This window comes from Olivibacter sp. 47 (assembly GCF_030372825.1).
In the GTDB taxonomy this organism is placed as follows: Bacteria; Bacteroidota; Bacteroidia; order Sphingobacteriales; family Sphingobacteriaceae; genus Olivibacter; species Olivibacter oleidegradans.
On sequence record NZ_JAUCNR010000001.1, the window covers coordinates 690,729 to 715,548 of the forward strand.

Annotated in this window: 20 protein-coding genes; 4 read left to right on the forward strand and 16 right to left on the reverse strand. The window is 41.5% G+C overall.

The genetic code is table 11. The annotated features are described in order from the left end of the window. Nucleotides 1-6 precede the first annotated feature (6 nt). A complete protein-coding gene (locus QT327_RS03025) occupies nt 7-2,121 on the forward strand; it encodes a sensor histidine kinase (protein WP_130858433.1) in 2,115 nt (704 codons plus the stop codon). 14 nt (nt 2,122-2,135) lie between these two features. Here the strand turns inward: QT327_RS03025 and QT327_RS03030 are convergent, their stop codons facing one another. The 7 genes from QT327_RS03030 to QT327_RS03060 form a co-directional block, all read right to left on the reverse strand. Further along, complete coding sequence (locus tag QT327_RS03030) at nt 2,136-2,768, reverse strand: gluconate 2-dehydrogenase subunit 3 family protein (protein ID WP_130858434.1); 633 nt, start codon at nt 2,766-2,768, stop codon at nt 2,136-2,138. 5 nt (nt 2,769-2,773) lie between these two features. After that, complete coding sequence (locus QT327_RS03035; protein ID WP_013667755.1) at nt 2,774-4,510, reverse strand: GMC family oxidoreductase; 1,737 nt, start codon at nt 4,508-4,510, stop codon at nt 2,774-2,776. A 362-nt stretch (nt 4,511-4,872) separates the two neighbouring features. Next, entirely contained in the window at nt 4,873-5,634 is a 762-nt protein-coding gene (locus tag QT327_RS03040; protein ID WP_013667756.1) for a phosphate ABC transporter ATP-binding protein, read from the reverse strand. Then, nucleotides 5,631-6,473: a PstA family ABC transporter permease gene (locus tag QT327_RS03045; protein ID WP_013667757.1), complete on the reverse strand. Its 843-nt coding sequence runs from the start codon at nt 6,471-6,473 to the stop codon at nt 5,631-5,633. The genes QT327_RS03040 and QT327_RS03045 overlap by 4 nt, the downstream gene beginning before the upstream one ends. A 135-nt stretch (nt 6,474-6,608) precedes the next feature. Continuing rightward, complete coding sequence (pstC, locus tag QT327_RS03050) at nt 6,609-7,355, reverse strand: phosphate ABC transporter permease subunit PstC (protein WP_289551989.1); 747 nt, start codon at nt 7,353-7,355, stop codon at nt 6,609-6,611. Beyond that, a complete protein-coding gene (locus QT327_RS03055) occupies nt 7,352-8,308 on the reverse strand; it encodes a PstS family phosphate ABC transporter substrate-binding protein (protein WP_013667759.1) in 957 nt (318 codons plus the stop codon). Before QT327_RS03055 ends, pstC begins: the two co-directional genes overlap by 4 nt. Further along, nucleotides 8,305-8,679 carry a winged helix-turn-helix transcriptional regulator gene (locus tag QT327_RS03060; protein ID WP_013667760.1) on the reverse strand — a complete coding sequence of 125 codons (375 nt, stop codon included), beginning with the start codon at nt 8,677-8,679 and terminating at the stop codon, nt 8,305-8,307. The genes QT327_RS03055 and QT327_RS03060 overlap by 4 nt, the downstream gene beginning before the upstream one ends. A gap of 251 nt (nt 8,680-8,930) precedes the next feature. Between QT327_RS03060 and QT327_RS03065 the strand changes: the two genes are divergently transcribed. Continuing rightward, on the forward strand, nt 8,931-9,275 hold the full coding sequence (locus tag QT327_RS03065) for a helix-turn-helix domain-containing protein (protein WP_130858436.1): 345 nt from the start codon (nt 8,931-8,933) through the stop codon (nt 9,273-9,275). 120 nt (nt 9,276-9,395) lie between these two features. Here QT327_RS03065 and QT327_RS03070 read toward each other — a convergent pair whose 3' ends face one another. The 8 genes from QT327_RS03070 to QT327_RS03105 all read right to left on the reverse strand — a co-directional run bounded on the left by QT327_RS03070 (nt 9,396) and on the right by QT327_RS03105 (nt 21,624). Next, nucleotides 9,396-9,575 (reverse strand): hypothetical protein, encoded by a 180-nt coding sequence (locus QT327_RS03070; RefSeq protein ID WP_013667762.1) that lies wholly within the window; start codon nt 9,573-9,575, stop codon nt 9,396-9,398. Nucleotides 9,576-9,840: 265 nt separating this feature from the next. After that, complete coding sequence (gene metQ / locus QT327_RS03075) at nt 9,841-10,644, reverse strand: methionine ABC transporter substrate-binding lipoprotein MetQ (protein ID WP_013667764.1); 804 nt, start codon at nt 10,642-10,644, stop codon at nt 9,841-9,843. 11 nt (nt 10,645-10,655) lie between these two features. After that, the gene (gene metI, locus QT327_RS03080; RefSeq protein ID WP_149105972.1) at nt 10,656-11,312 is read right to left on the reverse strand and encodes a methionine ABC transporter permease MetI; all 657 of its coding nucleotides are present in this window, start codon (nt 11,310-11,312) and stop codon (nt 10,656-10,658) included. Then, nucleotides 11,305-12,339 carry a methionine ABC transporter ATP-binding protein gene (locus QT327_RS03085; protein ID WP_130858442.1) on the reverse strand — a complete coding sequence of 345 codons (1,035 nt, stop codon included), beginning with the start codon at nt 12,337-12,339 and terminating at the stop codon, nt 11,305-11,307. Before QT327_RS03085 ends, metI begins: the two co-directional genes overlap by 8 nt. A gap of 137 nt (nt 12,340-12,476) precedes the next feature. Beyond that, the gene (locus QT327_RS03090; RefSeq protein WP_149105973.1) at nt 12,477-14,915 is read right to left on the reverse strand and encodes a serine hydrolase; all 2,439 of its coding nucleotides are present in this window, start codon (nt 14,913-14,915) and stop codon (nt 12,477-12,479) included. After that, the gene (locus QT327_RS03095) at nt 14,912-17,017 is read right to left on the reverse strand and encodes a S9 family peptidase (protein ID WP_130858444.1); all 2,106 of its coding nucleotides are present in this window, start codon (nt 17,015-17,017) and stop codon (nt 14,912-14,914) included. Before QT327_RS03095 ends, QT327_RS03090 begins: the two co-directional genes overlap by 4 nt. A 31-nt stretch (nt 17,018-17,048) precedes the next feature. Next, nucleotides 17,049-18,461 carry a SusD/RagB family nutrient-binding outer membrane lipoprotein gene (locus QT327_RS03100; protein ID WP_130858445.1) on the reverse strand — a complete coding sequence of 471 codons (1,413 nt, stop codon included), beginning with the start codon at nt 18,459-18,461 and terminating at the stop codon, nt 17,049-17,051. Nucleotides 18,462-18,471: 10 nt separating this feature from the next. Further along, complete coding sequence (locus QT327_RS03105) at nt 18,472-21,624, reverse strand: SusC/RagA family TonB-linked outer membrane protein (protein WP_130858446.1); 3,153 nt, start codon at nt 21,622-21,624, stop codon at nt 18,472-18,474. Nucleotides 21,625-21,905: 281 nt separating this feature from the next. Between QT327_RS03105 and QT327_RS03110 the strand changes: the two genes are divergently transcribed. Continuing rightward, nucleotides 21,906-23,531, forward strand: coding sequence for a dihydroxyacetone kinase subunit DhaK (locus QT327_RS03110; RefSeq protein ID WP_130858447.1), 1,626 nt, complete (start codon nt 21,906-21,908; stop codon nt 23,529-23,531). Nucleotides 23,532-23,601: 70 nt separating this feature from the next. Further along, the gene (locus tag QT327_RS03115; RefSeq protein WP_130858448.1) at nt 23,602-23,844 is read left to right on the forward strand and encodes a hypothetical protein; all 243 of its coding nucleotides are present in this window, start codon (nt 23,602-23,604) and stop codon (nt 23,842-23,844) included. 157 nt (nt 23,845-24,001) lie between these two features. Here the strand turns inward: QT327_RS03115 and QT327_RS03120 are convergent, their stop codons facing one another. Next, nucleotides 24,002-24,577 (reverse strand): hypothetical protein, encoded by a 576-nt coding sequence (locus QT327_RS03120; RefSeq protein ID WP_289551991.1) that lies wholly within the window; start codon nt 24,575-24,577, stop codon nt 24,002-24,004. Between the last annotated feature and the right edge of the window lie 243 nt (nt 24,578-24,820).

The following is a 24,820-nucleotide window of genomic DNA, read 5'->3' on the forward strand; positions in this document are numbered from 1 at the left end:
TTGATCATGCAACGCATTTCCCGCACGATTACCATCTCAAACCGTATCCTTTATCGAATACCTAGTAAGCTATTATTTATCAGCATCAACACAGGCTTACATTTATTTCAACATGTGCGGTTCACCTTTACTTTATGTTTATTGCTTTCAATAGCATTCAATACTTCTTATGCCCATTTATCGGAAGACTCTTTACGATTGGTTTTAGACCGAAAAGAGCTATCTAGCCAAGATCGATTAGAAACAATGGCTAGGTTAGCTGAATTTTTATATTATAGAAGAGATCCCAGATTAGCCTTCGAGTTACTAGATAAAGCACTAAAATTATCAAAACGGCTTGATAATATTGATCAAACCACGAGCTTATACGCGCTTCTTGCCATGCAGCATAGCAACGATGGAAATATACAGCTCGCCTTGTCAAGTTTAGATAGCGCCCAATTTTATGCAAAAAAATCAGCGAACAAACGGAGCAAAGCCTTAGTCCAGCTCTCCAAAGGGACAATTCAGCTTGCGCAAAATGAGCCGCATGAAGCCATTGCCAGTTTATTGCTTGCTGCCAAAGACTTCGACGGGGATCATGATTATTCCTATGAAAGCAACCTTTATACAACAATTTCCACCATTTATGGCCAATGGTCTGATCTTCCCAATCAAGACAAATACGCGCGAATAGCGCGTTATAGCGCTGAAAGGAGTAAAGATCTCGATAAGTTAATTGCTGCGTATCGATGTACAGCCAATAACTTTATGGCGCACTATGAAGCCAACACGATCCGAAAACAATTGTTGGACTCTGCGCTTGTACGAAATAAAGCGGCTTTCTCTTTGGCAAAAAAGAACAAAGATCGTATTATTCATGTTACTGAAATTGCCGCATTAGCCAAAAATATTGCCGCTATTTACGAGCAATATTTTCCGGAAAGTTCACACGATTCTGCTCGTTATTACCTGGAAATCGCTATTGAAGAAGCTCAATTCAGCAAAGAAAACACAGTGCTTGCAGACAGCTACGTCATGCTAGCGAAACAACAAATTGAAAAAGGCAATTTGACTGAGGCCGAGATGCTGGTGGGAAACGCAATAATGGCACTTCATCGAGACCCTACTGTTAATAATGAAATTGAAGCAAAAATTTTCTACTGCCTTGCCGTTATGAAGGAAAAGCAAGAAGATTTAAATGGCGCTCTTCGCAATTACAAACTTTATGTAGATGCCTACACTACATTATTCAATACGGAAAAAATGAGCTTGGGTAAACGTTTAGACGCTCAATATGAGGCAGGAAAAAAAGAAAAGGCACTCCTGGTATTACAGCAGCAAGTTCAATTTAACCAGAAGCTGAATCGCATTTACATCGCATTCAGTCTGACAAGCTTTTTAACGCTCCTCTTTCTTTTTTATGCCTATAAGCAGCGGGTGAAGGCCATGAAGCAACAGGATAAATTGCACCAAATGGAAGTAAATAAAATCAGGCAGGAACATCGCATTTCCCTTTTATCCGCCATGCTCGATGGCCAGGAGCAAGAACGGAGCAGGTTAGCACGTGATTTACATGATGGTTTAGGCGGATTATTATCAGGAGTAAAAATAGAATTGGCAGGTTTCATGCAACTTTTAAAAAACGATAGTCAACAACAGCTAATGAATAGAACTTTACAGCATTTGGACGGAGCGATTGGAGAGCTCAGACGAATTGCTCACAGTATGATGCCTGAGATACTCATGCGTTACGGACTGGGAGAAGCCATACGTGAATATTGCCAAAAATTGAAATCTTCCGGTATTAACATCCAGTGTCAAATCTATCACTACACCAATAAAATGGAAGCCTCCAGGCAATTGGTACTGTACAGAATCATGCAAGAACTGGTAAATAACGCAGTAAAGCATGCACATTCATCTCTTATCCTGGTTCAACTACAGCAGATCGAGCAGTCTGTAACACTTATTGTGGAAGATGATGGAAACGGCTTCGATGTGAAAGCTTTATTAGCAGCCGGTAAGGGAGCGGGTTTAACAAATATAGAATCCAGGGTTGAATTTCTGAATGGAACGATGGATTTCCATTCAGAAATAGGAGCTGGTACAACGGTTACCATTGAATGTAACGAAGTATAAGGACATTAAACAATTTAGTCGTTACCGGTAAAACCATATTGCCGCCATACATCTTCCGGGACTCCATCCCACGGCCCGGGGCGGTTACCGACATAACCAATATCCTTCACCCCAATTTCACTGGTAAAAAAACCGGAAGCGGTGAGATTTCGCATTAAACTAAAAAAAGCCACCCCCTGCTGCATTTCGGGTCTTGCCTTCAGCGGATAGGCTATTTCATCTATCAGCGTTAGCTGATCCCTTTCACTGCATTCAACAAAAGGCTTATTAAAACGCTTTAAACACTGTACGTCCAGCCATTTTAAACCTCCCCGCATGGGTAATTTGTAGTCAGGAATGTCTTTTACCATGAACTCGATAAAAGCCGGTACGCCGGCCTTTGAAGCACTTTCCGAAAAATCGTCTTTAGGGATAATAATATCTGCAAGCACCGTAATAGAGGCCATTTCGTGTTCCGAAAAAAAACGCTCCTTATTTAGTTCCGTATTACGGGCATGTTCGAATTCCTGCACACCAGGTAATTTACCTGAATTTTGTACAGACTCTTCCACCGTTTTGTTAGCATCTCCTTGTCTACATGATTCTAACAAAAGGCCTGTACCCACCGTAGTAAGCCCTATCGCTTTAATCGACTCTCTCCTGTTCATTGTCGTTAAATATTAAGTTTACTTCTTTGTTCTAAAATATGTTCTGCCGTTCGCATAGACAGTGCCAAAATCGTCCAGGTAAGATTTTTATCTCCCTGTTGTACAAAAGGTGCAGCATCTACTACAAATAAATTTTTGCAATCATGTGATTGGCACCATTTATTTAACACCGATTTCTTTGGATCGTCACCCATACGAACCGTACCTCCTTCATGAATGATTTTTCCCGGCGCTTCTAAACCATAAGATGTATCTGCGCCATAGGTAGGAGATGTTATGATCGCACCCATTTCGTGCATAATAGATTGGAAAGTTTCCTGCATGTGCTTGGCCTGAGCCACTTCTTCCCTACCCCATTTATAATGGAACCTTAATACCGGAATGCCGAACTTATCCACTTTATTCGGATCGATTTCGCAGTAATTATCTTTATGTGCTAAGGCAGTACCTCGTCCTGCCATTCCTACATTTGCACCATAAAAGCGCCTATAATCATTCTTTAATGAAACACCATAACCACCTTGTTCCTTCGTTTTACCATGTTTATCAGGTACCTTTCCATTCACCGACGGAACCCAATCCAGAAAACCATAAGAAGGCATGTGTAAGCCGCCGCCATACTCTATGTGATACCCACGCGGAAAGTCCAATTTTTTGTTATCGAGCCACCATGGTGAATAAATATGTACACTGCCTGTTCCGTCTTCATTATAGCGCTTTCTCTCCATTAATTCCGGAATAAAGCCCGACATGCTTGAACCTGTCGAATCATGTAAATACCTTCCTACTAATCCGCTGCTATTACCCAGTCCGCCGGGATGAGCCTTCGATTTTGAATTCAGTAAAAGCCGGGCAGACTCACAAGCACTGGCGCCTAATATCACCAATTTACCCCGTACGCTATATTCTTTCAAATCTACCGTATTCACATAAGAGACACCGGTAGCCAAACCCTCGTCATTGGTGAGTACTTCACGTACCATCGCGTTATCGATCACCTTCAAATTATTGGTTTTCATTGCCGGAATTACCAAACAGGAAGACGAAGAGAAATCGCCATAAACTTTACAGCTACGCCCACATTGTCCGCAATAAAAACATGTTCCACGCCCCTTCATCCCGGGAAGCGCCTCCGTCAATACGGAGCCTCTGCCTGGAATAACAGTGACACCGGCTTTTTTTGCGCCTCGTTTAATAAACAACTCATTTAAACGGGGTTTTGGTGGTTTCAGAAAAATACCATCGGGTTCATTTGGTAGCCCTTCAACTGTACCATAAATACCAATCAGTCGATCCACTTTATCATAAAACGGCTTTACCTCCTCGTAAGTAATGGGCCATTCGTCAGTCACACCGTCGGTAGGCTTGAAATCAGCTGGTCCCATTCGAAGAGAGATACGTCCCCAATGGTTTGTTCTTCCACCAAGCATACGCGCCCTAAACCATTGGAAATCAGTTCCGTCAACCGTAGAGTACGGTTCACCTTCCAGCTGCCATCCTCCGTAAGCGGCGTCAAAGTCGCCAAAGGGCCTTACCGTGGATGCGCCGCGTCTAGGTGATTCCCACGGCCATCTAAGTTGCAAAGCATCTTTAGCTGGGTCAAAAAAGGGACCCGCCTCCAACATTAAAACTTTAAGTCCCGCATTCGCTAGAACGTATCCCGCCATGCCCCCGCCGGCGCCGGAGCCAACTACAATTGCATCATACACTTGGTCCTGCTCCTGAATTTCAAAATGTTTCATTAAACGTAGTTTAGTTTATCGTTAATGCCTTCAACGAAACGCACACAAAAGTTTTATTCCGATTTATATATATTCCGTATTAGACATGTTGGTTGTTAGCCCCTAAAGATAGATGATTATTTTGGAAATTCTATAAACATGCAATAAAAAAATGCATTTTTAGCCATGCTAATATGTTTTAGGTGATCATGATTAGCAAGCGTTTTGTCACAAACGTCACAACGCGTCTATTGGAAAGCTTGTATCTACAAGCTTTTTTAGCTAGCTTTGTGTTGGGTTTAGTTACAAAAGAGATTGGTGCAACGCCAAATTGATAGCCAACTCGTTAAATCCTAAGGGAATGGTTTCCGTTCCCTTTTTTGTTAGCTTATAAAACCTTTTACATAATCTTTAGTCAATGCTTCTTTTGGGTTCAACAGCACTTCTTCGGTTGGCCCGAATTCGATAATTTCCCCCATATATACGAAGACAATAAAGTCGGACACCCTTCTGGCCTGACGTAAAATATGAGTAACAAGTACGATGGTATAGTTTTCTTTCAGCTTGATGAGTAAATCCTCGATTGTCTTCGTAGAAATTGGATCGAGTGCAGAGGTTGATTCATCCCCCAAAATAATCTCCGGTTCAACAGCAAGTCCCCTAGCGAGGCATAATCGTTGTTGTTGCCCAATAGACAGAGCACTGGCAGACGTATGGAGACGATGCTTCACTTCTTCCCAAAGTCCAACTGCTTGTAGGTAATGTTCCACTAAGACATTCAACTCTTTCTTATTTTTTAAACCATGTATACGTGGGCCATAGGCGATATTATCATAAATTGACATCGGTAATGGAAATGGCCTTTGCGCGAGTAGTCCCATTTTTTTTCGTATGTGGGTAACTTCCGTTTTTGGTCCGTAAATATCTTCTCCGTCCACTAACACACTTCCGCTTATATTTACTTCCGGGATATCGTCCAGCAACCGATTAAGGCTTTTCAATAAGGTTGTTTTGCCGCAACCTGAAGGGCCTATGATAGAGGTGACGCTTTTATCAGGAATATTTATGTTGATGTTTTTTAACAAGTGATTACCACTGATGTGTACATTTAAATCTTTTACACTGATATGAGGGGTTTGCGTCATGACTTTTTGCGTCTTTTATTAGTAAGCAACGTGCTTAAAACCACAATAATTAAAATGAAAATGGATAAAATGAATGCAGAAGCGTAGGCCCTGCCTTGTACTTCCGGAATCGGGCTACCCAATTGAAAAAATATGGCCAAAGGTAAGGTTGCCGCCGGCTCGTTCAGTGAAGTGGGAATGTTATCGCTGAAACCTGCAGTAAACATAACAGCGGCGACATCTCCTACGCCTCTTCCGAAAGCCAATAAAACAGCTGTTAAGATACCGGCTTTAATTTGTCGAAAATAAATTTTTGCCATCTCCCAACGCGTTGCTCCTAAAGACAGCACGGCCTCTTTTAATTCCTTAGGCACATGAATAATCACTTCGTCCAAGGTTCTTACCATTATAGGAATAACCAATAAAGCCACTGCAATGACGCCGCCCAATAAAGAGGCCCTAACTCCTAGATAAACCATCAAACTGAAAGCAAAGGCACCATAAACAATGGATGGGATCCCGAACAAGACATCAAAGGAAAGTTTGGCAAAACGTGCAAAACGATTTTCTTTTTTTAGATAGATATTTAAGTAAATTGCCACAGGTAAGCTGATGAGCATACCTAGCAATGTTGCGCCACCGGCGACGTATATCGAGCCGATTATTGCGTTCAGGACGCCGCCCGATCGTCCAAAATAATAGCCACCATTCGGGGTTTTTGTTAACATATCTAAACTTAAAAAAGGCAAGCCTTTTATAATAACCGTGCCAATGATTAAAAAGAGCGATAGCCCTACCAAAATAGTCGAGCCTATCATGAGACCCTTAAAGATAAGTTCTTCTATTTTTCTTCTACGCATTTCGAACGCTTATTTTTTGGAGGATTAACCTGGAAATTATATTAAAGATCAAAATAATGACGAATAGAGCCAAGGCTGAAAACATAAGCGCAGCATCGTACAGAGGAACCGACATCATTTCGCCAAAGTTATTAGCTAATAAGGCCGGCAAGGATAAGCCGGGTCAAAGATCGACTGCGGCGCAATGGGTACATTGCCGCAAACCATCAAAACGGCTATTGTTTCGCCAAATGCCCTGGATACAGCCAGCACGATGGCGGCTATGATTCCCGGCATCGCCTTCCTTAAAACTACCTTTTTGATGGTCTCCCACTTCGTAGCACCCAATGAAAGCGATGCCTCCCGCAGTTCCTTCGGAATGGTTTGCAAAACCTCAACTATAATACTTACAATTAGCGGAAATATCATAACAGCCAATACGATCCCGCCGGCTAAAACCGTAAAACCGGTTGAGAAATCAACAAAAAAAGGGGCAACATACTTTTGGACTAAAGGCACAACAAATAGCACTCCCCATACACCGTAAATAACCGGTGGAATACCCGCCAACATGTTGATCATAGGTAAAAAGAAATTCTTAAACCGATTGGGCGCATATTCAGAGACATAGATCGCAGTAAGCAAACATAATGGAATAGCAATCGCTATAGACATGCCCGTCACCCACAATGTCCCCATAATGAAAGGGTAAAACCCGAAGGATCCTTTTAGGGGACGCCATACATTCGAACTTATTAACTCCCAGACGGAATAGTCTTGTAAAATAGGCAAAGAGCGCCAATAAAGTCCAACACCTATCAACAAAACCATTGATACGGATAAAATGGAGAAAACGAGCATCGCTCCACTAATTACTTTATCCTTGAACAAACGTATTTTCATTTTATTTTTGCTAATTCCTGAGCCGTTAATTCTTTATTCAAACTCACGTAGCCATTCTCAGGTAAGCGAGCCTGCCCTTTTGCTGAAAGAATATATTCTAAGAAGGATATGAGTATTTTGTTTTTTGGTTTGCCATGGAATAAGAGGCCAAGTGTTCTTGCTGGCGGGGAAGGGTAACGACCGTCACCGATTGCTTGATTTAAACTATCAAGATTTTGATAATAATACTCATAAGGGTCAATTTGTCCATTTTTGTTCCAATCAATAGGAATGATTTGCACATTCTGCTGCGGCTTTCGATCTTTTAAACTATAAACGTAATTCAAGTTACTGAAACCAATCGATAATGGATCTCGCATAATCGCTTGAGCCTGGCCCGGATCACCAAACACACCTATTCCCAACAGATCCTCTTGGGAAGCGTCAAGAAATTTCGCCCATGTTTCCGCAGCACCGGCTGCATCAGATCGAACATACACGTGCATGTCGTAGTCATTGTCAATACCTGCTAACTGATTCCAACGGGTGATTTTTGCTTTCAAAAAAACATCAATAAATTCCTCTTTTGTTAATCCACGCTTTACAATCTGTTCTGCCGCAGGGTTGTTGGCATTACAAGTTGCCACGACGGCATCATTTGCTACGTTGACTAGAAAAGCGCCCTTCTCGAACTCCTCCGGATGAATATCACGCGACACCATACCGATATCTACCATATCGGATAATACGTCAGCGATTCCTTTACCGGCACCTCCCGCTGAAATATTGAAACGTACGTTTGGATGATTTTCTTTAAAATCTTCACTCCACTGTATGAGCATCGGATAAAGCGCAAAAGCACCCGATATAGATATGGTCTCCTGATTTTCCTGTCGTTCTTTTTCTGTGTAGGTACACCCGATTATTCCAAGCAAAACGCCACCTATCAATCCGAAAGATAAGTATTTTATCATTTGTTAAGTTGATTCAATTTTCTTGCTCGGAAACATCTACCCCAATTACTTATTTCTTCAATCACGCCCTTTAGCTCATACGCGATGGCCGTTAGCTGATACTCCGTATATATTGGCCGTTCCCTACAGGCACCTTTTGTTATCAACCCGTTTCGTTCCAGCACTTTTAGTTCTTTTGATAAAGCCCTAGGTGAAATATTTCCGATATATTCTTTTATTTCGTTAAAGCGCTTATGTCCTTTGGCTAAAGCAACAATCAATTTTAAACTCCATTTACCACCTATAGCATTTTGTGCCTCATGGATAGAAGATAGGTCAATAGCAAAGTCAGGCAAAATCGAATCAAGCGGGTATTCTTTAGTTGTTTCCATTTTCTATCACTTACTGCTAAATAAGATAAGGGGTAAAGTTAATAGAAAAAATCAAAAATCTACAAAAACCATAGACATTATATTTATAAATAGGGAGGTTGTCTACGATCGTTATTAGCATTTGTTATGATGTAATAAAAAAATAAATAAAGTCTATTGGTTTAGTAGACTTTCTTGTTTACTTTTGTTGACTACAGTATAGTTACAAAGAAGGATGGCGGACACGATTATCTAGACAAAAAGATTCAAGGATGACAAATGCGGAATTACTTTATCAAATAAAAAGTCATAGAAAAGCCAAAGGCTTGTCGCAAGGCGATATGGCGAATAAGTTGAACATTGTTCTTAAGACGTACCAGAACATAGAAAGCGGCATCACTCGCTTGGATATTGAGCGATTGAAACAAATCGCAAGTCTAATTGACTTAAATTTAAGCACTGTATTTAATCAATCACCGGAGACAATGGCGGGCAAAAATATAGAGAAGGAACTATACCATAAATTGCTTATGGAAAAAGAAACGTACATCACAAAGCTAGAAAATGATATCAAGTTCTACCAAGAAATCTTACGTGAAAACAAGCATTTTTTATAAGAAGTAGAAGTGAATGTAACGCCCCCATCAGCGGAAATTCCTTTGAAGTCGCGGGTAGATTCGAACTACCGTAAAAGGTCGTGCAGACCTCCACCTAACCGCTCGGTCACGCGACATTTTTTAAAGATCTTGACTACCCTCCCCATTGTTTAAGGATTTAACTTCATTTTTCTTTTGGCGTTTTTTTTCTCTTATCGACGTATTTTCATCGCTTTCTATTTCCAGGCAACGCAAGCAATAGTCATATTGAACATCTATGTATACTTGCTCTTCGTCGGATTCAATTCCCCCTCTTTTCATGATTTAATATTTTAAATAATAATCCCTCATAGGTGGCAAACAGCGCTTACTATTCAGTCCTTAAAGTAGTATCTAAAGCACCACCTACCAAAAACACAGAATGATTTTTCAAACAAAGATAAAGAATTTTTAATAAAGAATATTAAGTCTATAAAATTAGTATACTATATTTTACTGCTTATTAAAGTGACTAGGAGATCGTTTACACACGCACGTATTTTGCAGACGCGCAAACGTTCGTTCGGACCATAAACTCCTCAATCACTTACCAACCCTTGATAGCGCCTCCTTTAAATACTTTTTCTGCGACAGCCTCCACTTCGGGGGATTGGTAGGCTTCAACAAATTTTTTCACCTTTTCTTCATGCTGATTGTCAGTACGAGATACGATTATGTTTACATAAGGCGATTTTTCATCTTCCACGAAAATCCCATCCTTTTTCGCAACCAGTCCAATAGAAGCGGCAAAGGTATTGTTTATGATCGCTACCGTAACCTGGGCATCATCTAAAGATCTCGGCAACTGAGGCGCTTCCAATTCGAGAATTCGCAAACTTTTCGGATTCTCAACAATATCATTGACTGTGGGTAATAGACCGACACCGTCTTTTAATTTGATCAAGCCGACTTTCTCCATTAGCAACAAAGCACGCCCGCCATTAGTAGGATCATTAGGAATAATAATGGTATTACCCACTTGCAATTGATCGATATTTTTTATTTTCTTCGAATAACCAGCCAATGGAAAAACGAATGTGTTACCTAAAATAGCGAAATCATAACCTCGTTGCTTTGCCTGCACATCCAAATAGGGCTTGTTTTGAAAAACATTCACATCAATATCATTTTGCCGAAGCGCCTCATTCGGCATCACATAGTCGTTAAACTGCACAAGCTCGACTTCCAGTCCGTATTTTTCTTTTGCCACTCGTTGGGCCGCTTCAGCGAGGCTATACTCCGGACCGGCTTCCACACCTACTTTGATGTGATTGGGATTATTTTTAGATGCATTTCCACAAGATGCAAACACAATTAAAAGGATTATCCCTAACAAGCTAAAATTCTTCATAAATTCTTCAATTATTTTCTATGATCTACCTTCTTTGAAATAAAATCGCCTAGAAACTGAATAAGGAATACCAGCGCAACGAGCAATAGAAGCACAACATTCATTACTACGGCATCGTAGCCTACATAGCCATATTGGTAACCGATATGCCCCAATCCCCCAGCCCCCACAGCCCCACCCATAGCTGAATAACCAACTAAGGTAATAAGCGTTATGCTTGCACTGTTTATAATGGCGGGAAGGGCTTCGGGTAATAATACTTTACGAACAACCTGAATAGGCTTAGCTCCCATGGCTCTTGCTGCTTCAACCAGTCCGTGCGGCACTTCCAACAAGCAGTTCTCAATCATTCTGGCAATAAAGGGCGCAGCACCGATACTTAAGGGCACTAGGGCGGCCCCAACTCCGATGGATGTACCTACTACCAAACGGGTGAAAGGAATCATCCAAACGATAAGAATAATAAAGGGAATCGAACGAAAGACGTTTACAACTACCGCGATAACTCTATTTAACTTTCTGTTAGCCAACATCTGTTCTTCGCGTGTCATAAACAATAAAACACCCGTCGGCAAACCCAAACAGAAACCAAAAAAACCCGATACAAAGGTCATAACGATTGTTTCCCAGGTTCCTTTTAATAGCATCAGCAGCATTGCGTCAGACATAACCTATGACCTCCACCTCTAATTTTTTGTCTTTAAAATAATTAATCACATTTGTTATCGCATCGATACTACCACTGATTTTCAATAACATAACACCGACTTGCATATCTCCTAGCGTATCCATTTTCGCATTCAATACTTCATAATCAATGCCAAATAACTTGACAATGGAAGAAAGCAAAGGCTGATCAGTGCTAGCTCCATTAAAACGCACTTTTAACAATAAATCCTTGCCGTTATCTTCAGAAACCTGTACTAAACGATTCAGATACTCGTGTGCGATATCTACGTGAAGGGAAGAATTTATAAATTGCTGCGTTAAATCAGTCTTTGCATTTGAAAATATTTCTCGTACACTGCCCCGCTCTATTACTCTCCCTTCCGATAAAACAGCAACATCATCACAAATTGCCTTCACTACATCCATTTCATGGGTGATTAGGACAATCGTTATATTTAATCGTTTATTGATATCTTTTAACAAGTTTAAAATGGATCGAGTTGTCGCCGGATCGAGCGCACTGGTTGCTTCATCGCAAAGCAAAACAGCAGGATCGCTCGCTAATGCTCTGGCTATGGCTACACGCTGTTTTTGCCCACCCGATAAGCTAGCGGGATATTCGTCACTTTTACTCTCCAAACCAACTAAATCCAACAGTTCTTTAACTTTTAATTGAATATGTTCTTTTGATGTGCCAATTAACTCAAGGGGAAAAGCGATATTTTCGAAAACTGTTCGCGAGGACAATAAATTAAAATGCTGAAATATCATACCGATCTTTCGTCTGACATCGATGAGTTTACCTGGTGACAATGTCATAAGATCCACATCATTAATCAGCACTTGACCTTGGGTAGGTCTTTCAAGTAAATTAATACATCTTATGAGCGTGCTTTTCCCAGCACCCGATGAACCAATAATTCCATATATACGACCTTCCGGAATTTTCAAGTTGACCTCGGTAAGCGCCTTAATATCGATGTTTTTCTTCCGAAAAACTTTGCTTATATCCTTTAGTTCAATCATATATTTACCGTCCGTAAAGCCGACGATGTCCTGATGTATTATTGATATATCAAAACCAAATTACAGCCTCAACAAGAATAGAGAGGCAAAGGTAGAATAAAAGTTAAAAATCTACAACTCTAATAGACTATTAAGGTTTATTCGGTTGTATCCTTATTACATACATAATGATAAAAAACACCTGATATCTCAGCCAGGTATTGTTGCGCCAACTTTTCATCGACTCCCATAGAAAGTAATATGAGTACATATTTCCTTCCGTCCGGTAAAAAAACGATACCTGAATCATGGCACACCTTGTTGATTGAGCCGGTTTTATTAGCCACTTTGACGTCCGCTGGCAACTCTGCAGGGATTATGCCTCGAAAATGCTGCTTCATCAGTATATCGAGCATTTGTTCGCTCGATCTGCTGTTAATCATTTCGCCTCTTGCCAGTTGTACGAACAAGAGTGATAGATCATAGGCGCTTACCATATTGTTCATTCCATGTGCAAAGGCTTTACTATCTTCCACACCTCGAAGAATTTTCATTTCCTTCGCTCCTAAACGTTCCATTGTCTTCATCACATTCTTTGCCCCCACTAGATCTATTACAATGTTAGTCGCAAGGTTACTACTCTGTGTTATCATTCGCAAAAGCAAATCGGCAAGCGCCGCCTTCTTTCCTATTAATGAATAAAGTCCTTGTTCACTGTCGTCCCGTGCGTCAATTGCATAACTACTACCATCATAAATGCTTTTGAATTCGTTATAAACTTCAACAGAGTCCGACAGCGCTAACTTACCGCGTTCTATTTGCCTAAATGTCTCCGCCAATACAGGTGTCTTCATTGTACTGGCAGCATGAAACAATTGGTGTTCATTATAGAAAAAGGTATCGTTATCCGATAAATCTTTAAATGCTATCGCGAAAGTTCCGGGATTTCCTTTTTGAAGAACTTTCTCTATTTTTCTCTTTAACATTAAGGTATCATTTATGGCGTTTTTATCAGGTTTGAGAATTACCGACTCCCAGTCGTTATCTGCATCAGTAAAGGTCGATATGAAGTTCGCCTCACGGATTGATTTGTCGGGATTCAAAGAAAAGGATAACATGGGCGCTGAACTTCGATCCCGGTTGTCAAAAGCTAGATTAAAGATATCTCCATGAAAGTGCCGTAACGATGCATTTAATTGCGGTGAATTTAAGAATCGTATTTTTAACGAATCATGTTCGGCTTTAATACGAACCTTTCCCAATAACTTATTGGTATATACACCGGTATAGGCTTCTAAAGGTAAACTTAACTTTAACGTGGAGTCGGGACGCAGCTGTTTCTCTATAGAATCTTGTTTAATGCTCGCGTTATCTGCTTCTTTTTTATAGCCGGCGATCCAATCAAAGGACTGTGTTTGTAAATAATAATCTAGCAAGTGATTAATGATGGACCAATAGGCTCCCGACGATAATTGATTAGTCAATACAACAATGCCCAAACGTTTCTGTGGTACCATTGCGATTTGTGAAACAAAACCCGTCAAAAGTCCACCATGCCCGATTACCTCATACCCTCTATAGTCGTATTTTCTGAAACCTAAAGCGTATCCATAGAAATTTTTCTGTGCAGGCTGAAGCCAAGCAGGCTCCTTCGATATCGGCATAGGTCTTACGATCTTCCAAAGCTCCTGCGTCGCGTTCGATGCAAACAAGCGTCCTCCGTTTAATGTTAATCCCGAGTCCAATTGCGCGGCTACCCATTTCGTCATATCAACGGCACAGGATGCTATCCCTCCCGCTGGGTTTCCTGCATCGCCAATATTCTGATCAAAAAAACTGGCAACTACCTTCAATTGGCCTTTTCGTTTCACATGTGCATAAGCAACGTTTTTTTGCTGTTTAAGCATGGAAAACCGGCTTATGCTGTGTTGCATACCTACAACATCGAAAATTCTCTTTTTAATAAAATCTTCCCAAGTTATACCCGACACCTTTTCAATCACTTCACCAGCTGCTATATAGAGAATATTATCATAGGCATATACAGACCGAAAGTCATGTTGAAGGGGTACGTCCGCCAACTTCCGTAATAATTCTTGTCGACTAAAGGTAGAGGGTGGAAACAACAACAAATCATTGGCATATGCGGGTAATCCGCTGTGGTGCACCAATAGATCACGTATCGTTAAATGACTTGTAACATAAGCATCATTCAGTTGAAACCAGGGCAAGTACTTGATTACTCGATCTTCCCATTTTAACTTTCCCTCCTCTACCAATAAGGCTAGAGCCGTTGCCGTAAAGGCTTTACTATTGGAAGCAATACTAAAAAGTGTTTCTTCTGTCACAGGTGCGGCTTCGCCTAACCTCCTCACACCGTAGCCTTTAGTCAGTATGATTTTTCCATCTTTTACAATACCGACGCTTAGCCCCGGCACATCAAAAGTCTTCAGCACCTGATGCACATAGTTGTCAAAGCCTTGGGGTAGAGATAAATCCTGCGCAAGTACCAAGCTGGCCGGAAGCAAGAAACAAAGGAAACTATAAATGAATACCTGTAATCTCAGATACTGAATCTTAAAAATAAAAATTTTCACTTCTCTGTTTTTATTAACGTTTTTTCAAAAAAATCAGCGACTGCGCGGTCAACCTTTAATTGGTTATGATAGCGCATCCAATGATGTGTCTCGTCAGGAATCATAATCGTTTCCAAGTGAATCGATTTCCTCTTTAAACGCTCAATTAAATCAATACTTTGGTGAAAGTCGACATTGCCATCGTCATCACCGTGTATAATTAATGTAGGCGATTTCCAATGATCAACCCACGAAACGGGTGATGACTCCTTAGTTAACTGCATAGCTAGATCCAAGTCAGGCGCCGGTTCAGTCGCACGGAGGTTAATCCGTTCCATGTAATTATGTACACCATGAATATCGACACCTGCCGCAAAAAGGTCTGCATTTTTGCCGAGGGCCAAGGCAGTAAGGTATCCACCATAAGAACCTCCATAGACGCCTATGCGTTGTGCATCTACATCTTTGCGCTTTGCAAGCCATTCACCGGCCGATTGGATGTCTTGATATTCCGATGCGCCAAATCGTCCTGCATTAGCCGGTTTGTGAAACTCGAAACCATAACCGATACCCAGACGGTAATTAACTGCCAATACAACGAAACCCTTGCTCACCAAGTATTGATTCAAGGCATAAGTGTTGGCATAATAATCACCATAGTGCCATCCTGCTAGCATTTGTCGTTGCGGACCGCCGTGAATGAACAGGATGGCCGGATGCCGTTTAACTTTATTCTTAGGCTCAAACAGTTGCCCGTATACGGTTTTTCCATCTATCGATTTCCAACTTACCGACTTTGGCTTTATTAAGGAAGCATCACGAAGTGATTGGGGGATTAACTTTTCTCCAATGAGCTTTACGGAGGCATTGACTTGAAATGGCATCACTGCCGGTGTCGGAGCTAGTTGTTCGGTTGATTTAACAAATACTACGTGCCCGCCATCTCCCGTAAGCTGTGGAAAAGCCTCAATCCCTGTTCCTTTTGTTAACGCTTCCATTTGACTGTGACTAACGGACACTCGATACAGGTGACGTCGGTCGATATCATCGTTATTTTCACCTGTATTAGCACTGAATAGCAGCCACTTTCTATCAGCACTTAAATGTACGTGCTCCACCATAAAGTTCCCTGGTGTAAGCAATGAGGCTTCGCCACCTGCTGATGAAATGCTATATAAATGTGGCCAGCCGTCATGATAAGATAAAAACACAATACGTTCTTTATCCGCCCAATGCAAATTAAAACCTCCATCTGTAGTTGGAACTGAACCACTTAGGCTATGGGGAGAAGACCATATTTTCGTACTGCGACCATCATCCAAATCGCAGCGCCAAATCGTCCAAGGCCTCGCTTTTTGTACCGTTAACGAGTCTGAGGCACCACCAATGGCTGCTGTCCTTACGAAAACAACCGCAGTGCCATCAGGCGCCCATCGAGGGGATAAATCCCGACTAAAATCCGGTGCTAACCATTGAATGGGTGTTTTTATATCATGAAATACGCCAATGAGTGAATGATCATCCCGATCGGAGACAAAAACAACTTTAGAACCATCCGGCGAAAATTGGGCCCCGCCATTTTTACCACGAGCAAAGAATAAAGGCTTCGCTTCTTGCCCACCATTAATGGGAACCGTCCAAAGCTGTCCATCTTGCTCAAATAAAACCTCCTTGCTATCCGGTGCAATGATGGGATAATCTCCTTCTCCTAAACATATTGGATCTCCGCCTTCAAAGGGTATGCTCCAAACTTCTACTTTTGGCTTAATAGGGAGAGATGAAGGATTTCTTGGCTCACTCTCGTCAAAGGCACCATGATCACCGCCTTTTACATAAACTACCCATCTCCCATCGTTCGAAATTTTAAGACCACTCAGTTCTTGCCCATCGTCTGCTAAGAAGTTGGTTAACCGACGCAATTCAAAAGTTGGTCCTTCAGCAACCCATATGTTTCGCTTCCCTTGCTCATTGATTGCCAATCCTATTTTACTTCCCGTACCACCCGTTACTAAGGAAGAAGGAAAGGGATAGGATGTAAGTGTTTCTAAACTCAATTCCTGCGACTTACAAAAGAAGCAACCAATAACAAAAAGACAACCAAGAATATTCTTTTTAAGGTGCATATTTTATTGTTCTAAAACTAAGCGATAGCTATTAAGGTTGATCCCACCAAAGTGGGGTATCTAAGGGCTCATCTGCCGGCACATTACTACTATTTCGGCCACGTTCATCAGCGGGATAAGCAACTCGTCTAATAAAATTATTTAGATAAGCGTTCAATGGCAACCTAAAATCTTTATATTGATAGTCATTTCTTCGCATATCATTCCAAGCTTCGGGATTCAAATAGGTAACAACGTATTTTTCTTTGAAGATCAGTTCCAAACTTAGGTTAGCTGCTCCAACTGCTACCGTTCTATTTTGCAGGTACGCATCCCTATCAGAAACAGCCACGCCCAGTTTGTCCATATGGGCTTGGATGCCTGCTAAATAAGCCTCGTAAGCACGATTATTGTTTCCAACACGTAATGCAGCCTCTGCTTCAACAAATTTAAGTTCTGCGTAAGTCATAATAACCAACGGAGCTGCTTCTGCGGTAAGAGGTGAATTGGTACTGATATAACATTCATCGTGGACTGTATTCGGACCTCCAACATTGCCCTGACCATTGCGAGTTCCAACGTAGTTGCCATTAATAGTCTTATCAGTAATTTTAGCGATGCGCGGATCTTCGAAACCATAGGTAGCCCCATTCAGATGATTAACAAAATTATCTGATAACCAACCACCTAATAGATTATTAGCATTATTTCTAGCAATCTGCGCCCATGGATTTATACCTAGAAAAGTATTCATGCTAGACTCGTCATCCGTTGATTGATAAGAGCTATCCAATGCGGCGAGAACAGCCGTTGGATCATAGCTCGACTTTTTGGACAGCTTATTCAGCAAGCGTGCTCTCAATCCGTAGGCAGTTTTAATCCATGCGCTTACATCTCCGTGGTGCATTAAATCCGAGGTTTCATCCAATTCGCTTGTAACGCCGGTTTTTCGTAGGTCTGCTATTCCTCGGTCAATCAGTTGAAGGGACTCGCTGTACAGTGCATCCTCACTGTCATAAGCCGGCGTTAATATATCATTAGCATAAAAGGCTTGTGAGAAAGGGGCTCTTCCCCAAACATCGGCTACCAAACCTAGCTGATAAGCCATCAATATTCTACCTGCTCCTGCATGGTGAAACGCATCTGTTGAATCGGCCTTTTGGATCATATCATATAGATCGGCCATTGCGTAATAAACGTCATTCCATTCTTCTGAATCATCCGTTACTTGATAGGTGTCAGCTGCCCCACTAGCTGAGGGATTTGCCAGATATTGCGTATAATAGCTTGTAATCAGACCAAACTGTTGCATATTCAACGCTGCTTTTTGCGTCGCTGTTGTCAACATGGCATTGATTGGTGGATCTTGCACCAAATTGGGATTTTCGTTCAGATCAAAATAATCCTTGCAACTTGAACATAAAATAATTCCCAGTAGCGCTATATATATAAATTTTGCCTTCATAATCGTATGTTTAAAAACCAACATTTAAAGTAAACAAAAAGCTTCTAACGGATGGATAAGTCATTCCCGCAAAAGCATCCACATTAGAACCGCTATTTGTTGTTGTGCTCTCCGGGTCGAAACCCGAGTAATCTGTCCATAAAGCCAAGTTGTTTCCGGTGACCGACAACTGAACGCTTTTTACAAAACTATTTTGCAACCACTTTTGTGGAAATCGATATCCTAACGAAACCGAACGAAGGCGTACCCATGAAGCGTCTTCTACAAAGTTCTCGGATACACCGCGGTGGATGATTCTATAATAGCCATCGCCATAATTAAGTCCCGTGGCAGGGTCAACACCCTGACCGAGCCATACCTCCTTTGTATTTGGTGTGCCGTCTGCCAATACACCCTCAAAAACCATATGGTCATTTCTATTTTCCGTGTACTTGGCCATGCCAAAGGCTGAGTAAAAATTCGCTAATTGATTATATCGCTCCTGACCCACTCGGGCGTCAATAAGAAAGGATAAAGACAGATCTTTATAATTAAAGGTATTGCTCCATCCTCCTAACCAATCCGGCTGCACATTTCCTAACTTCTTCTTATTAGCAACCGCATCCAGTATTGGAAAACCGTTATCCCCTATTAAAAGTGGTCTGTTCGGATCAATTTCATCCGATTGATCCAAACCTTGCGCTATTTCGTCCGGTGTATAATAACGTCTTAATACCCGACCATATAAGTCGCCATAGGCTTCTCCGGGGATCAGCCACATGTATACGTTGGAACTCAAATAACCAAATTCATTTCCCGCCTCTATTTGCGTTAAATCTTCCCGAAGCGATAAAACTTTATTTCTGTTCATTGAAAAATTCAAGCGCGTATCCCAACTGAAATCATCGAACTGAACAGGTCTTGCATTAACAGAGAGCTCTATCCCCTGATTGCGCATACTGCCCGCATTAACCGCGGCGTTCACATAACCGATACTTGAAGATACCGGAATCTTAATAATTTGATCTTTGCTTACAGAATGATAATAATTAAAATCGAAACTTAATCTGTTTTGTAAGAAAGCCATGCTTAAACCGGTTTCCCAGGTGTCTGTAAATTCCGGCTTCAACAGTGGGTCACCTAATAAGTTTGGTCGCGTAAACCCACTATACCCTGTGGGGAGACCGCGGTAGATTGCTAAGCCACGACTGGTTGAATATGGGTCAGCGTCCTTACCGATCCTAGCATAGGAGAAACGGAACTTGGCATTATCAATGCCGTCAGGCAATTTCAGATGATCAGAGAACACATAACTAAGTGTGGCAGATGGATAAAAGAAGGAGTTCCGTGGATTTACCAAGGAGGAAGTGATATCATTTCTACCGGTTAGTGTTAAATATAGATAGTTTTTATAGTTAAAGGAAAGTTCACCAAAAATACCCATGAGCCTGTATTTCTCTTCATAAGTGTCAGCCTGAATTGTTTTGGCGTTTGGTAATGAAAACCAATCATATACACTTAAATTAGATCCCTCTGTATTTTCCCGCCTGATATAACGATCGTATAAATCGTGTCCCAACCGTAAAGTCGCACCGAAATCATCTGAAAACTGGTGATCAGCGCTTGCAATGAAAGTGCTATTGATGGAACGGAAGTTTTGATTATAAACCCGCATGAAACCTAGCCCGGGATTCGCATCGGTTCCGTTTTCTTCCACCAATCGCTCACCTACCAAATCTCTAAACCCTAGGGCCGTGCCCAAACGATTATCACGATAAGTATCTATTCCGGCCCGATAAGAAAGGTTTAACCACTCAATTGGTTTATAGGAGAAGTTGACATTTCCTATAAATCGTAAAACGTCATCTTTAAAACGATTGGTTTCGGCTACGTATCGAGGGTTGGTCGTTGTTCCGTAAGAACGCATCGTGCCATTGTCTTCTAAATAGTCATTCACGTCATGACGGGGCGACCAATAAATTAATTGCTCAATGTACCTACCGGCATTACCCCGATAACCACCCGAATTATTAACACTCATGTTGACACCGCCATTGAACTTTTCGCTTAATTTAAAGGTCGTATTCAATCGGGCCTGGTAATTCTTGAAATCTGTCGCCGGTAATACCCCTTCTTGATTTAGCTGGGACAAGGAAGATAGGAAAGTAATCTTTTCTGAGCCACCCGACAATGTCAACGTATTTTTAAACTGAGAACCTGTCCTAAACGCATCTTTAACATGGTCATATAACTGGGCAGGATGCGTTGGATCAATAGCGCGTGCGTCGGCTACCGTTGGTCCCCAAGACGGCCAGAAAGACGCTGGATCATACTCTCCTTGCCACCCCTGCGTATAGGTGTTTTGCAACTCGGGGAAACGCGCAACGTTTTCAAAACCGGCTGTTCCTTGATAGTCAATTTTCAAACTACCGGACTTACCTGACTTCGTGGTAATAACGACCACGCCATTGGCACCCCGTAAACCATATAAAGCGGTAGCGGCGCCTCCTCGTAAGATATTAATGGTTTCTATATCATCAGGATTGACGTCAACCGCTCTATTGCTCAATCCTCTACCTTCTGCTCCTTCGCCTTGAACGGATGTACTGTTATCCATTAATACGCCATCGATCACAAATAAGGGCTGATTATCCCGTGCAGGATCCAATGAGTTGATACCCCGTATCTGGATCCTTGCTCCCTGCCCGGGTGCTCCACCGGTACTACTGATGGTAACTCCCGCAACCTTACCTTGTAAAGCATTTACCATATTAGGTTGCTTATTATAGTTGAGCTCTTCAGCTGTCACTTTTTGCGCAGTATATCCTAACGAACGCTCATCTCTTCGAATACCTAAAGCAGTCACCACCACTTCGTCTAATCCGGAGGCGATGGGTTTTAAACGGGCATCAACACGTGTTTCAGCGCCGACAGTAAGTTCTAATGGTTCCATGCCTATGTAAGAAAACACAAGGATACTTCCGCGGGTGGCAACTAGCTCATAAATACCTTGTGCGTTGGTTTGTGTTCGCCGTTCGGTGCCCTTGATGGTTACCGTTACACCGGATAAACTTTCTCCCGTGTTTATATCAATAACCCTACCCTGAATGGTCTTTTCTTGTGCATAGGCATAGCTTGAACTCAGCACAAAAAGAAACAACAGAAATTGTCTTAATTTTTTCATATCATTTTGTTTAGTTAATTAGGTGGCAAACAACTTAAATAAACATGAAGTTCAAACTCTTCATACATCGAAAAGCGAACAGCTATAAAAAACTAATCCCTTGATTTAATACGTTTATAATGGTAAGGCCAATTTAAAAAGAAATCTTTGGATTATGCGTTTTTTGTAGTATTTTTTTTCGAAAACGAAAAATAACGCATAAAACTTCTTCAGTTTTACAATCTTACCAATAAATGAACATCTAAGAGAAATTCTTCATTAACTTGCCAAAAAAATCGATCATGAAATTCTTTATCAATAAAGTGGATCAAATCGTAAATGAAGCGATAGACGGACTCTTAACTAATCCTAATTTGGTTAAATTGGATAGTTTCCCAGAAGTACGTGTTGTACTACGCAAAGATTGGGACAAGTCAAAAGTTGCAGTCATCTCCGGTGGCGGATCCGGGCATGAACCTGCCCACGCCGGCTTTGTAGGAAAAGGGATGCTAACAGCCGCCGTTTGCGGAGACATATTTGCCTCTCCATCCGTTGATGCCGTTTTATCAGCCATCTTAGCTACGGCTGGTTCTAAAGGGTGTCTACTTATTATAAAGAATTATACAGGCGATCGGCTCAATTTCGGCCTAGCTGCGGAACAAGCACGAGCACTTGGTCTTCAGGTCGAGATTGTAACCGTTGATGATGATATTGCACTTGGCACCGATGTAAAAAGAAGAGGTCTGGCGGGGACATTATTCGTTCATAAAATAGCAGGGTATCTAGCCGAGGAAGGCAAGTCGCTGCAGGAAATTGTAGAGGCAGCACACCATGTGATTGATAACACGATATCCATCGGGCTATCACTTACCGAATGTCAACATTTAGGGCAAGAACCTACCATGCGATTAAATGACAATGAAGTTGAACTAGGCTTGGGTATACATGGAGAACCCGGAATAGAAGTTATTCCTTACGCACAAGCTGATAAGCTCATGGAGCTGGTGGTCGACAAATTAGCACAGCACTTACCTGAAGAGAACGGAAAATACGCCATGATTTTCAACAACATGGGAAGTGTAAGTCCAATAGAAATGAACTTATTGCTCAATAGTTTTCGTAAAACACATTTGGCCGATAAGGTTGAATATGTTGTTGGCCCGGCGGCACTGATGTCGTCTATTAACATGAGCGGCTTCTCCGTTTCGCTGCTCGCGTTAAATAACGACCTTGAAAGGGCGTTAATAGCACCTGTTAATCTCGCTACTTGGCAAATACAGACGTTTTCGAAACCGAACGTTGTACCACACCCGATGCTTCCTAAAACCATTCCGTACGAAGCATCAAGCAATAGTCGTGTACAACAATTTATAGAATGCATTGCTGAACTTTTGATTTTGTCGGAAGCGGAAATCAATAAATTGGATATACAAGTTGGCGATGGGGATGCGGGCTCTACTTTTGCAATTGCCGGACGGCGCTTGTTATCGTCCATTCATGCACTACCTTTAAATGAGCCTGAAAAATTATTGTCAAGTATAGGTCGTATCTTATCAAGGGAAACCGGTGGTTCCAGTGGTGTTCTTTTATCCATCCTGTTTACCGCCGCCGGAAATGAATTTTCAACCTTACAAGACATGGGGCAAGCGCTTCTGCAAGGATTAAAGAAAATGAACACATACGGCGGGGCTCAAGTAGGTGATCGCACCATGGTGGATGCACTGCAACCCGCTTTTGAAGCATTGGCTCAACAAAAGGATCTTCAGGAAGTAGCGAAGCAAGCTCGAAAAGGTGCCGATGGAACAAAGAATATAACCAAGACCAAATTCGGCCGCTCCGCATATCTGTCCGAAGCTGTATTAAAAAGTGTACCGGACCCGGGCGCAGAAATTGTCGCGCGTATATTTGAACGTATTGCTTCTTTATAAAACAGCGAAGCGCTATCAAAGGGTTTATATCGGCGAGGCAATTGTATTTTAATTTAAGTATGTTTGCAGCATGGAGCAAGCATTAACACACGAGTTACTGAATAAATTAAAGGAGGACGGCTTCACCGTTCTTTTCGCGCCCGGACAGCATCATCAGCAATCTTATGTATTTATACCCATCGGAGTGGATGTTGATGAATTCCAACGTTTAACAGCGCTTCCCGATTATCAGCAAGATGCTTTTTTTACGCTGGAAGAAGCATTACTTATGGAGGAAAGCGAGTTATTTAAGCATAAAGTAATTACTAGTTAGCGGCACTTTTCTTATTGTTAAATACAGTAACTTTAATCAGCATCAACAAAGGCATCTCCCCCAATAAATAACATATTCATAGAAGGCCTTGCCGGACTACCTGAAGCACCTACTGCAAACGAGCGACGTACTTCCCGACCGTCATTATAACGAAGAGTCAACGTATGTTCATCAATAGTATAAGTGCCGGCATTTTTACTTTTTTCCAGGCAGCGGAGCTCGGTGTACTGATGCCTGAATTAGTTCCTTCTTCGAAGTACTGATTATCTAGAAAGCTAATCTTATTAATGATCAGTGCATGGGTACCGTTGCCATAGTCTCCGCCGCTCGTCCGCTTATATACGTTTTTTAATGGTAGGCTCTTATGATATGCATAAGCTGGGAACCAATTTCCTGAGCCTAATTTGTAGTCAACAGTTTTTCCTTTATAATTAGTGAGGTAATAGACACCGTTCTTTAATTGCCACTTGCCCCAAGCTTTCGGCTTTTGCTGTTTGGAAGTACCAATCTCCACTTCATCGAGCGGCTCTTCACCTACCTCAAAATAATCGCCGTTTTTAAATAGCACAAGGGGTTCAAAGGTAATGGACACCGGATAGCCGCTAATCGCTCTAAAAAACCAACCTTCAATTGCCAACGGTCCTTGCCTTATATCTTTTTCTTTTTGTTGGCTGTTAGTAATTGGGATGACGCCAATCGTAAAAAAAACAAAAATCAACAATCTCTTTTTCATAAGATATTTCTTTTCAATAGTTCTCACTAACTCCAAGACTGGTTCAAATATAATGAGCTGCCTGAAAAGAAAACATCCTAAAAAACCATGATATTGTTATAGCTATTCTTAGCCACTTATAAAGACACCGTGCGATAAAGCTTGTAGTTTCATGTTTATCCGTAAAAATGTATTCCTTCCTGTTACCTAAATTAGTCATTACAACTTAATAATTACGAATAAGAGCCGAAGACGATTCTTTTC

Coding starts and splice junctions, on each gene's coding strand:
- QT327_RS03025 (WP_130858433.1), top strand. CDS start 7: ATGCAACGCATTTCCCGCACGATTACCATCTCAAACCGTATCCTTTAT.
- QT327_RS03030 (WP_130858434.1), bottom strand. CDS start 2,768: ATGAACAGGAGAGAGTCGATTAAAGCGATAGGGCTTACTACGGTGGGT.
- QT327_RS03035 (WP_013667755.1), bottom strand. CDS start 4,510: ATGAAACATTTTGAAATTCAGGAGCAGGACCAAGTGTATGATGCAATT.
- QT327_RS03040 (WP_013667756.1), bottom strand. CDS start 5,634: ATGACGCAAACCCCTCATATCAGTGTAAAAGATTTAAATGTACACATC.
- QT327_RS03045 (WP_013667757.1), bottom strand. CDS start 6,473: ATGCGTAGAAGAAAAATAGAAGAACTTATCTTTAAGGGTCTCATGATA.
- pstC (WP_289551989.1), bottom strand. CDS start 7,355: ATGAAAATACGTTTGTTCAAGGATAAAGTAATTAGTGGAGCGATGCTC.
- QT327_RS03055 (WP_013667759.1), bottom strand. CDS start 8,308: ATGATAAAATACTTATCTTTCGGATTGATAGGTGGCGTTTTGCTTGGA.
- QT327_RS03060 (WP_013667760.1), bottom strand. CDS start 8,679: ATGGAAACAACTAAAGAATACCCGCTTGATTCGATTTTGCCTGACTTT.
- QT327_RS03065 (WP_130858436.1), top strand. CDS start 8,931: ATGACAAATGCGGAATTACTTTATCAAATAAAAAGTCATAGAAAAGCC.
- QT327_RS03070 (WP_013667762.1), bottom strand. CDS start 9,575: ATGAAAAGAGGGGGAATTGAATCCGACGAAGAGCAAGTATACATAGAT.
- metQ (WP_013667764.1), bottom strand. CDS start 10,644: ATGAAGAATTTTAGCTTGTTAGGGATAATCCTTTTAATTGTGTTTGCA.
- metI (WP_149105972.1), bottom strand. CDS start 11,312: ATGTCTGACGCAATGCTGCTGATGCTATTAAAAGGAACCTGGGAAACA.
- QT327_RS03085 (WP_130858442.1), bottom strand. CDS start 12,339: ATGATTGAACTAAAGGATATAAGCAAAGTTTTTCGGAAGAAAAACATC.
- QT327_RS03095 (WP_130858444.1), bottom strand. CDS start 17,017: ATGCACCTTAAAAAGAATATTCTTGGTTGTCTTTTTGTTATTGGTTGC.
- QT327_RS03100 (WP_130858445.1), bottom strand. CDS start 18,461: ATGAAGGCAAAATTTATATATATAGCGCTACTGGGAATTATTTTATGT.
- QT327_RS03105 (WP_130858446.1), bottom strand. CDS start 21,624: ATGAAAAAATTAAGACAATTTCTGTTGTTTCTTTTTGTGCTGAGTTCA.
- QT327_RS03110 (WP_130858447.1), top strand. CDS start 21,906: ATGAAATTCTTTATCAATAAAGTGGATCAAATCGTAAATGAAGCGATA.
- QT327_RS03115 (WP_130858448.1), top strand. CDS start 23,602: ATGGAGCAAGCATTAACACACGAGTTACTGAATAAATTAAAGGAGGAC.
- QT327_RS03120 (WP_289551991.1), bottom strand. CDS start 24,577: ATGAAAAAGAGATTGTTGATTTTTGTTTTTTTTACGATTGGCGTCATC.